A 15117-nucleotide genomic window follows, 5' to 3' on the forward strand; every position below is an offset into this window, starting at 1 on the left:
CCGGGCTAGCCGGGTAGCCCGTTCTTGATCGCAGCGTCCTGCTTGCGGCCGATGTCGACGGCTACCGCCGGGTCGACGGGATCGTTGGGCGCGTTGTCGAATTCCAGGGTGACCAGCGCCTTACCCTCGGTGAAGACCAAGACGGTCATCGCTTGCGAGTTGTCCGGTGCGGTACCCGAAATCGTCACCCCGTGGGCGCCGACCGCAAGCGGTTGCCAGGTTCCATTCACCTTGCCGGTGTAACTGCCTTGGGTAGCAGCCAATTCGGCGGCGGCCCCGGCCGGATCGGCGGCGACGACGATGGTGTCCCAGAGCCGACGGCTGCTGTCGGCGTTGGCGAACAGTTGGGCGACCCCCGGTGCGTTGTTGGGGTTGAGCATGGGCGACTGCGGTGCGGTGAGACCGCCGCCGACATCGTTCGGCTTTATCAGCAGAGCGCCGTAATCCGTGGGCTGGGCCGAGGGCGGGCCGGTGACGGCGCTGGAGCTGGTCGAAGCTGCGGAACTCGACGCCGACGGCGAGGCATGGTGAGCGCCTCCGCATCCGGCGCTCGCGGCGCCGACCGCGATGATGGCGACGGCCCGGCCGGCGATGCGGACGCCGATCCGATCAATGTGCACGCACGTTCCTTCCACGTGTCATCGGTATCCGGCTTCCACCGCGGCTCCCGATGCCGCCGGCGAAATGCTGACGTAAACCACCCTTGCTACGAACATATGCCCACTCGGTGCCCCGTGGGTAGCGCTTCGACGTGCCTATGCTGGCGGGGGTGAGGGCATCCTCGCCCGAAAGGAGATCGGCATGACGGCTGCAGCGGCGCGCGCGGTACGGTTCGACCGTTACGGGGGACGTGAGGTGTTGTACGTCGCGGACATCGACATGCCGTCCCCCGGGCCGGGCGAGGTGGTGGTCGAAGTCCGCGCCGCCGGGATCAACCCCGGTGAAGCGGGCATCCGGGCCGGGGCGATGCACGAGATGTTCCCGGCCACCTTTCCGTCCGGCCAGGGCAGCGACCTGGCCGGTGTCGTCACCGCCACGGGGCCCGGCGTCACCGAGTTTTCGGTCGGCGACGAAGTATTGGGATTCAGCCTGCGCCGGTCCAGCCACGCCACCCACACCGCCGTTCCGGTCGGCCAGTTAATCCGCAAACCTCCCCAACTCAGTTGGGAGGCAGCGGGATCGCTTTATGTGGCGGGTGTGACCGCGTATGCGGCGGTCCGCGCGGTAGCGCCGCAACCGGGCGAGACGATCGCCGTGTCGGCCGCCGCCGGCGGGGTGGGCAGCCTGGTCGTGCAGCTGCTGATGTTGCGCAAGGCGCGAGTGCTCGGCATCGCAGGGCCGGGTAATGCCGACTGGCTGCGCGCGCATGGCGTCATTCCGATCGCGTACGGCGACGGGCTCGCCGAGCGGCTGCGGGAGGCGGCGCCGGACGGAATCGACGCATTCATCGACCTGTTCGGTCCGGACTACGTCCAGCTCGCCGTCGATCTCGGCGTGGCCCCGGAGCGGATCGACACCATCATCTCGTTCCAGAAGGCGGCCGAGGTGGGCGCCAAGACCGAGGGCAGCATGGAAGCCTCCACGCCCGAGGTGCTCGCCGAGATGGCCGACCTCATCGTTTCCGGCGCCATCGAGTTCGACATCGCCGCGACCTACCCGCTGGACCGGGTCGCCGACGCTTACGCCGAGCTCGAGCAGCGGCACACCCACGGGAAAATCGTTCTGCTGCCTACCAACTCACAATGAAGCGGCCGGCCCGGCCACACCGGCCGGGCGACACTGTGCCGCCCGGCCGCCGGGGCCGTGCTCAACCGTGGTTGCCGTCGGAACCCGAGGCGTGTCCACCCAGCGACGCGGTGACCACTGCGATCGGCATCCTCGAGACGTACAGGTTGGCCCGCTCCTGCGGGGTCAGACAGGCCCGCAGGTGAAACCTGTTGGCCAGCAACCGGCCTGCGCGCAGCATCGACCGTCCGCGCATCCGGGACGCAGTGGAAAAACGATGTGTGACAACAAAAGCCATGATCTTCTCCTCACGGAGGCCCGATCGGCGTCGACACGGCTGGTCAACCCCCCGCGACCACGGGAGGTCAGGCGGTTGACGAACTGCCGGAACCGGATCGGGACAAGACGGATTTCGGATAGGGACTATCGCCGGGACACATCTCGCCCTCACCTCCTCACGGCCAAGACACACGCGGGTGTCACCACAGTCACCTGAACGAAAGAGGCAGGCATGACCCACGGCGCATGGCGTGGGTCGCACCCCTCTCGTCGGAGCTTCGGCACTGCACGGCGTATCCGGACTTGATCGATGGTCGCGACCCCCTGCGCGCGGCTTCGCCGCGCTTGCGATCGCTCCTTAACCGATGGTCCAGAAGCCACTTGGGCTCAACCCTTGGGTCCGGGAAGAGCTGTCCTGACCCGGGGCGTCTCTCGACGTTCGGGGTCAGTGGCCTGTATCCATGCAGACGCCTCACCTACCGAGGTGCTTGCGCGTCCATACTGACACCGGCGTCGCGGCCTCGTCAAACGCTTAACGGATCCCTGACGCCCGCCGCCGCTCTGCCAGCGCCCGCTCAGGCTGCGCGCCTAGGCTCGATGTCATGACCACAACCTTGCAGGATCCCCGGGTCGCGTCGACGCTCGACCGCATGTATGCCGAGTCGAAAAACCAGATGTCGCTGCTGCGCGAGCGGCGCGGCACCTTCGATCGGCCGATGACCGCGCAGGAGCGGGCCGAGGCGATGAGCGAGTTCTACATCCCGGTGACACCGGAGGCCGGCCGGCTGCTGTATTCACTGGTTCGGGCCACCCGCCCGTCGACCGTCATCGAATTCGGGATGTCCTTCGGCATCTCCGCCATTCACTTGGCCGCGGCGGTGCGCGACAACGGCACCGGGCGCGTGGTGACCACCGAGTTGAGCGACAGCAAGATCGCCGCGGCGAAAAAGACTTTCGCCGAGACCGGCCTGGACGATGTCATCACCATCCTGGAAGGCGACGCGCTGTCCACGCTGGCCGACGTGGCCGGACCGGTCGAATTCGTGTTGCTCGACGGCTGGAAAGACCTGTACCTGCCGATCATCGAGCTGCTGGAGCCCCGGCTGTCCACGGGTGCGTTGGTCATCGCCGACAACGCCAGCTCGGCCGATATGGCGCCCTATCTCGATCGCGTGCGCAACCAGGACAACGGCTACGTGAGCTTCAACTTCCAGGTCCGCGACAGCGACAGCATGGAGATCAGCTGCCGCACAAGCGGTTAGGGACTAGCGCAGCGATTCCTCGAGCCACGGCGTCAGCCACTTCACCCCTTCGGGGGTGAGGTGGACGCCGTCGCTGCGCACCTTGATGCCGTCGACCTTGGCGGTATAGACGCCGTCAGGGCACAGCTTTTTGTTGAGGTCGAGGATCGCGACGTTCGGGTGGTGGCTAACGGTCTTGCGCAACATGGTGTTCCAGAGGTTGACCCGATCCGGCTGGTCCTCCGGATACAGCCGGCCGTCCGGCTTTTCACCGCCCCGGCTGTAGGGAACGGTGGCGACCACCACGTGGACACCGGTAGCGCCCACGATGGTCAGCGCCCGTTCCAGCTCGCCGTTGAGGTAGGCGTCGAAAGTCGGGTCGCCGATGTGGGTCCACTGACCCTCGTTGACCCGGTCCACCGTTTCCCAGCGGCCGATGACCAGCAGCGCGACGTCCGGCTGATCCTGGCTGACCTGGGTCGACCAGCGAATCGGCCAACCGTCGCATTCGGGTCGTTGCTCCAACGTCTGGCCGATGTAGCGGTAGGGGGTTCCCCGCACCAGGCTGCATCCGATGACGGTGTGGTCGAGGAAGGCGAAGCCCGGTGTCGGGGGCAGGTAGTGCATCCAGGTCCACCCGATCGAATCGCCGAACACCGAGACGGTGAAGGGCCGGTTGGCATCCCGGGGCCGGCTCGGCCCGGGCGGCGACGGCGAGACCGCCGCGACCGCCGACACACCGGGCGGTAGACCGACCTCGCGCAGGCCGGGCCCGGTGCCCACCGGGACCACCAGCAGCGTCACCGCGGCGGCGCTGGCCACGGTCGCGGCCGCCAGCGGCAGCAGCGGCACCCGCGCCGGTCGCCAACGCCGGATCGGTTGCTCGAGCAGCCAATACGACAGCGCGGCCACCACCAGGGTGGCGCCGCAACGGGCGGCGAACAACGGCAGGCCGGACCACCCGGTGCGTTCACCGTTGAGCGCCAAGAAGATTGGCCAGTGCCACAGGTAGACGCCGTAGGAGATGGTGCCCAGCCAGACCAGCGGGGGCAATGCGAGCGCGCGGGCCACGATTCCGCGCTGTTCCAGCGCCACCGGTGCGATCACGATCACCGCCGCGATCGCGACCCCGATCAGCAAGCCGTGGCGGAATTCGTCGCTGGCGCCGGTGGCGTAGTGCGTCGCCGCCGCCAGTCCCAGCAGGCCCAGCAGCGGCAGGATCCGTGCGACGCGGCGTCCCCACCGGGTGCGAATCATGCACCAGCCGCGGTTCATCGACGGCCAGTCTCGAACCAGCAGGGCGGCCGCCGCCGCGCCGACCAGCAACGCCTGCGCGCGGGTGTCGGTGCCGAAGTAGATCCGGTCGCGGGTGCCATCCGACGTCATGACGATGGCAACCGCCGCCGACGCCAGCGCGCCCACGGTGGCGATCAGGAACGTGGCGAACCGCACCCCACCGACGGTGGCCCGGGTCCCGCGGCGCCGCGCTCGGGCGGCGAGCAGCAGCGTGACCGTGATGAGCAGCACCGGCCAGACGAAGTAGTACTGCTCCTCCACTCCGAGTGACCAGGTGTGCTGCAGCGGTGACGGCGGCGCGCCCTGGGTGAAGTAGTCGGTCTTCTGGGCGACGAACCGCCAGTTCGCCATCCACACGAACGCCGCGATGGCGTCGTCGCGCAGCCCGGTCAACGACCGGTCGGGCAGCAGCTGGCGGGCCGCGGCCACGGTGAGCACCATCAGCACCAGGGCGGGCAGCAATCGCCGCGCGCGCCGGATCCAGAAGCCGGTCAACTCGATGCGGCCGTTGCGTCCCAGCTCGTCCAGCAGTAGCGAGGTGATCAGGAATCCGCTGAGGACGAAGAAGACGTCGACGCCGATGAACCCGCCGCTGACGCCGGGGATGCCACCGTGCCCGATGAGCACCAGTGCGACCGCGATCGCGCGCAGCCCGTCGAGCGCCGGGATTCCGCTGGCCCGCTCCGGTCGGTCCCAGATCGCCAGCCGCCCGACCCGGCGCACCGGGGCCACCCATCGGGGCCGAGTACGACGAGCCGGTGCGGGATGAGACCCGCCCGGCTCTGTGCTTGCTGTCAGCGCGCCGTAACTACCATCTCGCCCGGCGCCATGGTTGATGCCGATACGTCGCTGCCCCTCCTGTTGAGTTCAGCAAGCCAGCCTAAAGGCGGGCGCGCGGGATCAGGTGGAGGACACGCGAGGCGTTTTTCGCCCTGCTGCGTTCGGATTTCGGTCCGCCGGGTCAGGCCTTGTCGGGCGCGTAGCCCAGGGTGCTCTTGACCTCCAGGTACTCGTGGAAGCCGAACTCACTCCATTCGCGACCGTTGCCGCTGCGCTTGTAGCCACCGAACGGCGCGTTCAGGTCGAACGCGTGATTGATGGTCACCCATCCCGCGCGGATCCTGCCGGCGACGTCGCGCGCCGTGTCGAGGTCGGCGCCCGAGACGAAGCCGGCTAGGCCGTACTGGGTGTCGTTGGCGATCTCGACGGCGTGGTCGAGGTCGTCGTAGCCCAGGATGCACAACACCGGCCCGAAGATCTCCTCGCGGGCGATCGTCATGTCGTTGGTGACATGCGCGAAGACGGTCGGCTTGACGTAGTAGCCCTTGTCCAGTCCCGCCGGCCGGCCCGGGCCCCCCGCCACCACGGTCGCGCCCTCGTCGACGCCTTGCTGGATCAGGCGCTGAACTTTCTCGAACTGTGCCCGCGACGCCACCGGGCCGATGGCCGTCGCGTCGTCGCCGCCCACCGGTGTGTGTTCGGCGACCTCACGCGCGATGCTGATCGCCTCGTCCATACGGGAATTCGGGACCAGCATGCGCGAGGGCGCGTTACAGCTCTGCCCGGAATTGGGCATCATGTTGGCCACGCCGGCCCGCACGCCCTCGGCGAAGCCGCTGTCGTCGAGGACGATGTTGGGGCTCTTGCCGCCGAGCTCCTGGGTCACTCGCTTCACGGTCGCGGCGGCATTCGTGGCCACGTCGATACCGGCGCGGGTGGATCCGGTGAACGACACCATGTCGATGTCGGGATGGCCGGCCAGGGCCACGCCCACGCCCGGGCCGTCGCCATTGATCAGGTTGAACACCCCGGCCGGCACGCCCGCGGCATCCAGGATCTCGGCGAAGATGTAGGGCGAATACGGTGCCACCTCAGACGGTTTCAGGATGACGGTGCAGCCGGTCGCCAGCGCCGGGTACACCTTGACCGCGACCTGGTTGATCGGCCAGTTCCAGGGGGTGATCAAACCGCAGACGCCGATCGGCTCCTTGGCGATCAGGGTCGCGCCTTTCTGTTCGGAGAATTCGAAGTTCTTCAGCGCGTCGATGGCGGTGGTCAGGTGGCCGATTCCGAGGAAGACCTGCGGCCCGGCGGCCAGCGACGGCGGTGCGCCGATCTCCTCGGTGACCGCCTCGGCGAGATCGTCCGCGCGCTTCTGGTATTCGGCGAGGATGGCCTGCAACAGGTCCAGGCGCTGTTCGCGGGTGCTCTGCGACCAGCCGGCGAAGGCTCGCCGGGCGGCATTGACCGCCACGTCGACATCGGCCGCCGACCCCAGCGAGATCTTCCCGGACACCTGCTCGGTAGCCGGGTTCTCTACGTCGAAACTGTTGGGGCGCACCGGGTCGACCCATTGTCCGTCGATGTAGAACTTCAGGTATTCGCGCATCAGCTCATCCTTCTCTTACTGGGTGCCTTCGGCGTACCAGGTCCGGAATCGGTCGTATTTGGGCATCTCCTCGGAGTTCGCCTTGGGGTCGATGCACACGTGCACCACACCGACCTTGCCACTGGCGTAGGCACGAGCGATTGCCGGGCCGATCTCTTCTTCCTTCTCGACGTACTCGCCGTGGCACCCGAAGCCCTCGGCGACCTTGTCCATCCGGACGTCCTTGCTCCAATGCACCCCCGGCTGCGGCGACGGCTGGGCGAAGGTGCGCTTGTAAACGCCCACTTCCAAACCCCACTGGTGGTCGACGCCCACCACGCAGACCAGCGGAAGCTGTTGCCGCGCTGCGGTTTCCAGCTCGGCGATATGGAACAGGAATGCGGAGTCGCTGGTCAGCAGCATCACCGGCCGCCTACCGCCCTCGGCGACCGACGCCCCGACGGCATACGGCAATCCGGTGCCGAGGTGGCCGAAGTTCTGGTTCCAGATGACGTCGCGCGGCTTGCACTGCGAGTACGTCCACTGAAAGATGACGGTCGCGCCGCCGTCGCGCACCAGGATGCCATCCTCGAGTTCGTTGAACGCCTTGGTGGCTTCGACGACATAACGCGCCGGGTGGATCGGTGAGCGTCCCGACGGTGCCGATTCCGCCACATCGGCAAGCTCTTTCGCGTCTTTCTCGATCAGGGTCGGTAGCGCGGGCATGGGTTGGCGCGGCGTGTCTTTGAGTGCCTCGACAAGCTGCGGCACCACCCCGCGCAAATCGCCGACCAGTGGTACGTCAAACTGACGGTTGACGCCGATGGCGGCCGGGTCCTGCTCGACGTACACCCATTTGCGGTTCGCATCGTTGGCCGCCCAGTGCTGGGTCCTGCCGTAGTGCATGGGTTCGCCGAGTTCGGTGCCCAGCGCGACGCAAAGGTCGGATTCCTCGACTGCCTCGTTGGCAGCCGGGGAGAACAAGTAGGGGAACGTCCGGTCCTGTAGTCCAGGGATGTATGACGTGCCCCCGGAGGTCTGGATGACGGGGCAGGCCATCAGGTCGGCGAGCTCCTTGACCGCGGGACCGGTGCGCGACGTGTGCACGCCGTGACCCACCAACAGAATCGGGCTCTTCGCTTCGCGAATCAACTTCGCCGCCTCGGCCACCTCGCGGGTACCGGCGCCCTGGTTGACCAGCCGGTAGCGGTGCGGCGGCAACGGGTCGGCGACGTCGAGCTCCTCGAGGATCACGTGCGACGGGTACTCGACATAGGCGGGGCCGGGGGTGCCGGACATGGCCCGGCGGATCGCCTCGTGGATGATCTCGTCGGTCTGGTCGGCGTACTCGATGGATGCGCTGTACTTGACGGATGACGCGAAAAGCGGCTCCTGGCGCACGAATTGGATGCGCCCGCGCCGCACCCGGCGCTCGGTGATGCGGGCGCGCTGGCCGCCGAGGAAGATCACCGGCGAGTTCTCCACGAGCGCGCACTGAATCGCTCCGGCGATGTTGGCCATGCCCGGGCCGAGCGTGCCGATGCACAGTCCGGGCTTGCCCGTCATGCGCGACGCGGCCTCGGCCATGAATCCCGCGCTCAGCTCGTGGTGCGGTGCGACCACCGACCAGCCGCGGGCGTCGGCCTCGGCGAACATGTGCACGAAGTTCGGGTCGGGGATGCCAAAGATCGTGTTCACGCCCTCGGCCTCGAACAGGTCGAGGATGCGCTGGTAAACGGGGACGCCCATTACAGTTCCTTTCCCTCGCGAGCAGACACAAAAGCACCTTCTGGCACGGCGTGTCGGGTGCTTTTGCGTCTGCTCGCGTCGATTTCGGCGAGCACTTCTTCGGTGTGTGCGCCGAGCTCGGGTGCGGGCCCGGCGACACGGCCCGGTGTCTGCGAGAACCAGGTGGGCACACCCGGGAAGCGCACCGGCCCGTGCGGGCTGTCCACCGTTTCGAACATGCCGACGGCGTTGAGATGCGGGTCGTCGAACAGCGCGCCGGGGGTGTTCAGCGGCGCCGCCGGAATCTCCAACTCTCGCAACAACTCCAGCCACTCCTGGGTCGAGCGCTGCTTCATGGTTTCGGCCACCAGGCCGTAGACGGTGTCGATCTCGCGAGCGCGTTGCTCCAGCGTCGCGTACAGCTCGCTGGCCCACGGGGGTTGAACGGCTTTCATGAAGGCGTTCCAGTGCTTGTCGTTGTAGATCAGCGCGGCGATATAGCCGTCGCTGGTGCGATACGGGCGGCGGTTGGGCGTCACGGTGCGCGGGTACACCGCGGGCCCGAGCGGCGGGTCGAACAGGGCCCCGTTGGCGTGTTCGACGAGCATGAACGAGGCCATCGTCTCGAACATGGCGACCTCGACCTCCTGGCCCTGCCCGGTGCGCTCGCGGTGGAACAGCGCCATGGTCGTCGCGTACAGCGCGGTCAGGCCGGCGATCTTGTCGGCCATGATGGTGCCGACGTAGTCGGCCTCTCCCGTCAGTTGCTGTTGCACCGCGGGCAGGCCGCATTCGGCCTGGATGGTGTCATCGTAGGCGGGGCGGTCGTGGTCGGGTCCGCGTCGCCCGTATCCGTAGCAATTGGTGTAGACGACAGCGGGATTGATCGCGGCCACGTCATCGTAGCTGAAGCCGAGCTTGGCAATCGCCTTGGCGCGCATCGAGTGGATGAAGACGTCGGCGGTCTCGACCAGGGCGCGCAACGCGCGTGCTCCGGCATCGGTCTGCAGGTCCAGCACGATGCTGCGCTTGCCCCGGTTGACGTTGACGAACACCCCGCTCATGCCCTGCGCCGGGCCCACCGAGATGTAGCGGGTGTTATCCCCTTGCGGCGGTTCGACTTTGATCACGTCGGCGCCCATGTCGGCCATGATCTGCGTGCAGTACGGCCCCATCACCATCGCGGTGAGGTCGATGACGCGCACACCGGCCAGCGGGCCCGTCGGACTAGCCATTGAGCGCTCCTTGGTCGGTTGAGCGGTGAGCGAGTCCGAAGCTGTAGCGGATGTGCTCGTTGTGTCCGTCCGGGACGACCGGAAAGATCAGTGGCGCCTCGACGTAGCGGATCGCCTCCAGGTGGCTGCCGACGTCCTCGATGGTCCACGATCCCCGGCTCACGCCCGGGCTCTCCGCGATGACCGCCCGCGCGACGCGACCCGCGAGCGCGATGAACAGCTCACCGTTCACCGAGCAGGATTCGTGTGCGAGCCAGCCCACCACGGGTGCAACGAGTTCCGCACCCATCGGCGGGTAGGCCGAGGTGTCGATGCCTTCCGCCATCCGCGTGACCGCCGCGGGCACGATCACGTTGCACCGCACGCCGTCGGCGGCGCCTTCGAGCGCGGCGACGTTGGACAACCCGACCACACCCGCTTTGGCGGCCGCATAGTTGGCCACGTTGTGGTTGCCGTACAGGCCGCCGATCGACGACGTCAGCACGATGCGGCCGTAACCCGCCTCGCACATCAGCGGGAACGCCGGACGCAGCACGTGGAAGGCGCCGCGCAGATGGACGTCGAGCACAGCGTCGAAGTCTTCGTAAGTCATTTCCTTGAGCGAGCCGCGACGAACGTTGCCGGCGTTGTGAATCAGAATGTCGATGCCGCCGAAGCGGTCGACCGCCGTCTGGATGATTTCCTGTCCGCCTTCGCGGGTGGCCACCGACGCGATGCATGCGACGGCCTCACCCCCGGCCGCCGTGATCTCGGCGACCACGCGCTCGGCCGGACCGGCGTCGACCCCGGCGCCGTCGAGGCTGCCGCCGGCGTCGTTGACGACCACCTTCGCCCCGCGCGAGGCGAGCAGTTGTGCGTACGCGCGGCCCAACCCGCGACCGGCTCCGGTCACCGCGGCAACGCGGCCGTCGAATCGCAGTTGCGGGCCAAGGGTTTCGCTCAAGTGCCGAGCACCAACCCGTCCAGGTCACCCTTGTCGCGCCAGACCCGCAGTAGGTCCTCGAAGGCGTAGAAGCCGGGACCGTACGGTTCGCCCAGGTGCGACCGGATTCCTTCTCCCCCGCCGCCGCCTTCGTTGTTGTAGTAGCCGGGTGTGCACTGGGCGTCGAACGCCGAGTTGTCGATCGCGGTTTCCCGGATCGTCGCGCACCATTGTTCTTGCGCGGCTCGGCTGGGTTCCACCGTGGTCGCGCCGCGCTTCAGCGCCTCGGCGATGATGTAGGCGATGTGCTCGCCCTGCAGCTCGTAGTTGGCGGCGATGTTGGCCGAGATGCCGACCTGGGTGAAGCCGGTATAGAACTGGTTGGGGAAGCCGCGGCTGGTCATTCCGTGCAGCGTCTGGTAGCCGTCGCTCCAGTAGTCGAACAGTGACAGCCCGTCGCGGCCCTCGATCGCCTCGATGGAGTAGCGGCGGCTGATCTCGGTGGTGATTTCGAAGCCGCTGGCATAGATGATGCAGTCGACCTCGTACTCGACGCCGCCCGCAACCAAGCCCGTTTCGGTGATGCGTTCCACGCCTTTGGAATCGGAGACGTCGACCAGGGTGACGTTGGGCCGGTTGAACATCGGCAGGTATTCGTCATTGGACAGCGGCCGCTTGCACAGGAACCGGTAGTAGGGCTTGAGCGCCTCGGCGGTCTGCGGCTCCTCGACTATGGCGTCGATGCGGCGGCGCAGCCGTTCCATCAACTTGTAGTCCTCTTCTTCGCGGATCGCCATGAACTGCTCGGGTGTCATCGACGCCGGGTCGTCCAGGGCGAGCACCCGGGCCGCGGTGTTGCGCCCCAGCTCGGTCCAGAAGTCGCACACCAGATCCGGCTGACCCAGCGCCATACCCTCGAAGGTCCAGGAGTGGAAGTTGCGCTGCCGCTCCCGCTGCCAGCCGGGCCGCAGCGTCTTGACCCATTCCGGATCGGTGGGCGCGTTGTTGCGCTCGTCGACCGTCGAGGGGGTGCGCTGGAAGACGTAGAGGTGCTGAGCGTCTCGGGCCAGGAACGGGGTGATCTGGATCGCGGTGGCGCCGGTGCCGATCACGGCGACCCTCTTGTCGGCGAGCTTGTGCAGGTTGCCGCTCGTGTCGCCGCCGGTGTAGTCGTAATCCCAGCGTGACGAATGGAACGCGTGGCCTTTGAAGTCCTTGATCCCCGGGATGCCGGGTAGTTTCGGCCGGTGGAAGGGACCCGACGCCAGCACCACGAACCGGGCCCGGATGTCGTCTTCGCGGTTGGTACTGATCCGCCACCGCTTGGTGTCCTGGTCCCAGCGCAGGTCGCGCACCTGGGTGGAGAAGATCGCCGAATCGTAGAGGCCGAAGTGCTTGCCGATGTTGCGGCAGTGCTGGTAGATCTCGGCGCCGTCGGCGAACTTCTTTGACGGCATGAAGTCGAGCTCTTCGAGCAGCGGTATGTAGCAGTAGGATTCGTTGTCACACTGGATGCCGGGATACCGGTTCCAGTACCAGACGCCGCCGAAGTCGCCACCGAGCTCGATGATGCGGACATCGTCGACACCGGCCTTCTTCAGGTAGGCCGCCGACAGCAGGCCCCCGAATCCGCCGCCGAGGACCGCGACGTCGATATCCTGGCGAATCGGCTCGCGCGGCGTCACGGGCGTGTAGGGATCGACCTCGTAGTAGCCGGCGAAGTCGTGCTCCAACTCGATGTATTGCTTGGAACCCTCCTTGCGCAGCCGCTTTTCGCGCTCTTGGGCGTATTTCTCCCGCAGCGCGGCGATGTCGATGTCGTCGGGCGTCTCGGTGGGACCGCAACCGTCTTGATACATCGTCATGCCCGTGGCTGCTCCTCACCTGAGAGTGGTTGGGGCTCACCGGTACCCATATACCTCGATAATTGGTAGTGCAGGTTGACGGTGCTGCGCTCGCGATACGGATTGGGCTTGGTGCCCGGGAAGGCGAAAGACTTCATACCCTGCTGGACGGCGGCCATGTTGGAGAAGTCCTGCGGCAGCACCGAACGCCATCTGGGGTCGCCGACCGGCGTGTACTCCCATTCCGTTTGCGGCTCTTCGCCTTTCGGGTACAGCTCAAAGACCGACACCTCGAAGATGCACTTGTCCGGGTTGTAGCTGGGATGCGGGCGCGCGCCGTAGCACAGCGCGCTGGTCAGGCCCTGGCCGATCTGGAAGTTCGGGAAGATCTGCCATGCGGTGCCGGCCTGCCCGAGGATGTCGGCGGGGATCGTCGGCCAGAACACCCCGCGGGCCTCGTCGTCGCGGCGGGCCGACGCCAACCAGTGCTCGAGAACCTTGTCGGCCGGTGTGCCCTCAGGCAACTCGTCGACCAGTCGCCTGGCCGCGTTCACCAGCGTCTGGGTGGTGGTGGCGTTGGTTTCCTCCATCGTGTACACCTGCATCTCGGCGGTCGAGACGCGGGGATCGGCGCCGATGCCGAGGCGGATCTTGGACTTGGTGGCCTCCATGTCCTCCGGAGCGTCGTAGCCGATGTTGCTGTGCTTGCCCTGGGCTTTCGCCCATCCTTTGAATTCGCCGAACTTGTTGAATTCCGGATGCGTGGTGTAGACGTGGTAGGTCTCGTTGAAGGCCTCCAGCGCGACCTTCCAGTTGCAGTCGAATTCAACCCACTTGCGCCACTTGTAGCGCATGTTCTCACACCCGAACGGGTCGAGAATCTTCGCGGCGGGGAAGAGGTAATCGGCCAGCGGCTCGCAGTCGGGGTCCATGTTGATCCACAACCAGCCACCCCAGGTATCGACCCGGACCGGTCGAAGGTGGGTGTTGTCGGGTGTGAGCGCGTCCTGCCAGTCCTGTTGCTCGCGGATGTGCGTGCATGCGCCGTCCAGGCCATAGGTCCAGCCGTGAAAGCCGCAGACAAACGACTTTCGGGCTCGGGCACAGGCGTTCTTGGCGCCCGCGGGGGTGTCGATCAGCCGGCGGCCGCGGTGCATGCACACGTTGTGGTGCGCGTGAAATTCGTGCTCGCCGGTGCGCACCACGATGATCGAGTCGTCGAGAATGTCGTAGGTCAGGTAACTGCCCACGTCGGGTAGCTCCTCGACGCGGCCGACCTGTTGCCAGACCTTGCGCCACAGCTTGTCCCGCTCGGCGCGGGCGTAATCCTCGGAAATGTACGCCTCTACCCCGATCGTCATCGGCGCCGAGAGTTCTTCGGCCACTTCAAGGTTCGCGTCCTTGGCCAGATCGGTCATCACATCCTCCTAATCGCCGCGCGGAAGGATTCGTCTTTGAGGAACAGGGACGTGTTGTCGGAGTCCAGGTGGCTCCACTTGAGGTCCAGCCCGCCGTCGACGAGCAGCGTCTGGCCGGTGATATAGCTCGACATCTGCGAGAGCAGAAAGAGGATGGCACCGGCCTGCTCCTCGGGCCGCCCGCGGCGGCCCATCGCGATCGCCTGCCGGTCACGATCGGGGTCCTCCTCGACGTAGGTGCGCGAGGCCGCCGTCTCGGTGACGCCCGGTGCCACCGCATTGACCCGAATCCCCGCGAGCGCCAACTCAAGCGCCATCGTGCGGGTCATCGCCGCGATCGCGGCCTTGGCTGTGCCATAGGCGATATGAAACGGCGCGGTGTTCATGCCGCTGATCGACGAGATCGACACGATCGATCCCGGCCGCTGCTGCGAGACGAGTTCGGCTGCGACGGCCTGACTCATGAAGAATGCCGTTTCGAGGTTGTCGGCGAAGATCTTGCGCCAATCGTTGCGCGTCACCCGGGTGGACGGCATCCACGTCGACGGCTCGGCGCCGCCGGCGACGTTCACCAGCCCGTACAGGACGCCGCCGGCTTGTCGCGTGCGGTCGATCACCGCGGCGATGCCGTCGTCGGTCGACGCGTCGGCCGCGACGGGCACCACGGGCAGACCCTGCTGTGCCAGCGGAACGATGTGTTCATCGAGGTTTTCCTTCGACCGGCTCACCGCGATCACGGTGGCCCCGGCGCGCGCCGTCATGGCCGTCACGGTCGTGCCGATGCCGCCGCCGCCGGCGCCGGAAACCACCACAACGCGACCGTCGAGCCCCAACAGATCCTCGTGATCGGCCATGTCCTGCTTTCCCCTGCCGCCATTGCGTCGTCGCGCGCGGCGGGATCTGTTTGTCCGGACAAAATATCGCATTCTGTCCATTGGAGAACACTATTCCGATCGGTGGACTTTCATGTCAAGGTCGGTTTGGCGCCCACCGGCGGCTATTGTCTGGACTAGGCGGAGTTGATAGCGTCCAGCCCAAACGGCTGACGGAAGGACCTCGGC

General features: G+C 66.9%; 12 protein-coding genes and 1 riboswitch. Of the genes, 2 read left to right on the forward strand and 10 right to left on the reverse strand.

Annotated elements, in window-relative coordinates:
- Positions 1-5 precede the first annotated feature (5 nt).
- Entirely contained in the window at positions 6-620 is a 615-nt protein-coding gene (locus ACIUM1_RS13695; RefSeq protein WP_406813234.1) for a hypothetical protein, read from the reverse strand.
- Between the two features lie 181 nt (positions 621-801).
- Between ACIUM1_RS13695 and ACIUM1_RS13700 the strand changes: the two genes are divergently transcribed.
- Positions 802-1746 (forward strand): NADP-dependent oxidoreductase, encoded by a 945-nt coding sequence (locus ACIUM1_RS13700; protein WP_406813235.1) that lies wholly within the window; start codon positions 802-804, stop codon positions 1744-1746.
- A gap of 61 nt (positions 1747-1807) precedes the next feature.
- On the opposite strand, the gene ACIUM1_RS13705 is transcribed toward ACIUM1_RS13700, so the two are convergent.
- Positions 1808-2023 carry a hypothetical protein gene (locus ACIUM1_RS13705; protein ID WP_406817902.1) on the reverse strand — a complete coding sequence of 72 codons (216 nt, stop codon included), beginning with the start codon at positions 2021-2023 and terminating at the stop codon, positions 1808-1810.
- Positions 2024-2259: 236 nt separating this feature from the next.
- Positions 2260-2495, reverse strand: a riboswitch (M-box (ykoK) riboswitch).
- A gap of 111 nt (positions 2496-2606) precedes the next feature.
- Here ACIUM1_RS13705 and ACIUM1_RS13710 point away from each other — a divergent pair.
- Complete coding sequence (locus ACIUM1_RS13710) at positions 2607-3266, forward strand: class I SAM-dependent methyltransferase (RefSeq protein ID WP_406813236.1); 660 nt, start codon at positions 2607-2609, stop codon at positions 3264-3266.
- Between the two features lie 3 nt (positions 3267-3269).
- On the opposite strand, the gene ACIUM1_RS13715 is transcribed toward ACIUM1_RS13710, so the two are convergent.
- The 8 genes from ACIUM1_RS13715 to ACIUM1_RS13750 form a co-directional block, all read right to left on the reverse strand.
- Positions 3270-5264 (reverse strand): acyltransferase family protein, encoded by a 1995-nt coding sequence (locus tag ACIUM1_RS13715; RefSeq protein ID WP_406813237.1) that lies wholly within the window; start codon positions 5262-5264, stop codon positions 3270-3272.
- 238 nt (positions 5265-5502) lie between these two features.
- Positions 5503-6930 (reverse strand): aldehyde dehydrogenase family protein, encoded by a 1428-nt coding sequence (locus ACIUM1_RS13720; protein WP_406813238.1) that lies wholly within the window; start codon positions 6928-6930, stop codon positions 5503-5505.
- A 15-nt stretch (positions 6931-6945) separates the two neighbouring features.
- A complete protein-coding gene (locus ACIUM1_RS13725) occupies positions 6946-8658 on the reverse strand; it encodes a thiamine pyrophosphate-binding protein (protein WP_406813239.1) in 1713 nt (570 codons plus the stop codon).
- Positions 8658-9851 carry a CaiB/BaiF CoA transferase family protein gene (locus tag ACIUM1_RS13730; protein ID WP_406817672.1) on the reverse strand — a complete coding sequence of 398 codons (1194 nt, stop codon included), beginning with the start codon at positions 9849-9851 and terminating at the stop codon, positions 8658-8660. The genes ACIUM1_RS13725 and ACIUM1_RS13730 overlap by 1 nt, the downstream gene beginning before the upstream one ends.
- 13 nt (positions 9852-9864) lie before the next feature.
- A complete protein-coding gene (locus ACIUM1_RS13735) occupies positions 9865-10815 on the reverse strand; it encodes an SDR family NAD(P)-dependent oxidoreductase (RefSeq protein ID WP_406813240.1) in 951 nt (316 codons plus the stop codon).
- Positions 10812-12659, reverse strand: a complete 1848-nt coding sequence (locus ACIUM1_RS13740) for a flavin-containing monooxygenase (protein WP_406813241.1) — start codon at positions 12657-12659, stop codon at positions 10812-10814. The genes ACIUM1_RS13735 and ACIUM1_RS13740 overlap by 4 nt, the downstream gene beginning before the upstream one ends.
- On the reverse strand, positions 12656-14056 hold the full coding sequence (locus tag ACIUM1_RS13745) for an SRPBCC family protein (RefSeq protein WP_406813242.1): 1401 nt from the start codon (positions 14054-14056) through the stop codon (positions 12656-12658). Before ACIUM1_RS13745 ends, ACIUM1_RS13740 begins: the two co-directional genes overlap by 4 nt.
- Positions 14056-14910, reverse strand: a complete 855-nt coding sequence (locus ACIUM1_RS13750; protein ID WP_406813243.1) for an SDR family NAD(P)-dependent oxidoreductase — start codon at positions 14908-14910, stop codon at positions 14056-14058. The genes ACIUM1_RS13745 and ACIUM1_RS13750 overlap by 1 nt, the downstream gene beginning before the upstream one ends.
- Between the last annotated feature and the right edge of the window lie 207 nt (positions 14911-15117).

Origin of the sequence: Mycobacterium sp. M23085, from assembly GCF_045343915.1 — a bacterium.
Taxonomy (GTDB): Bacteria; Actinomycetota; Actinomycetes; order Mycobacteriales; family Mycobacteriaceae; genus Mycobacterium.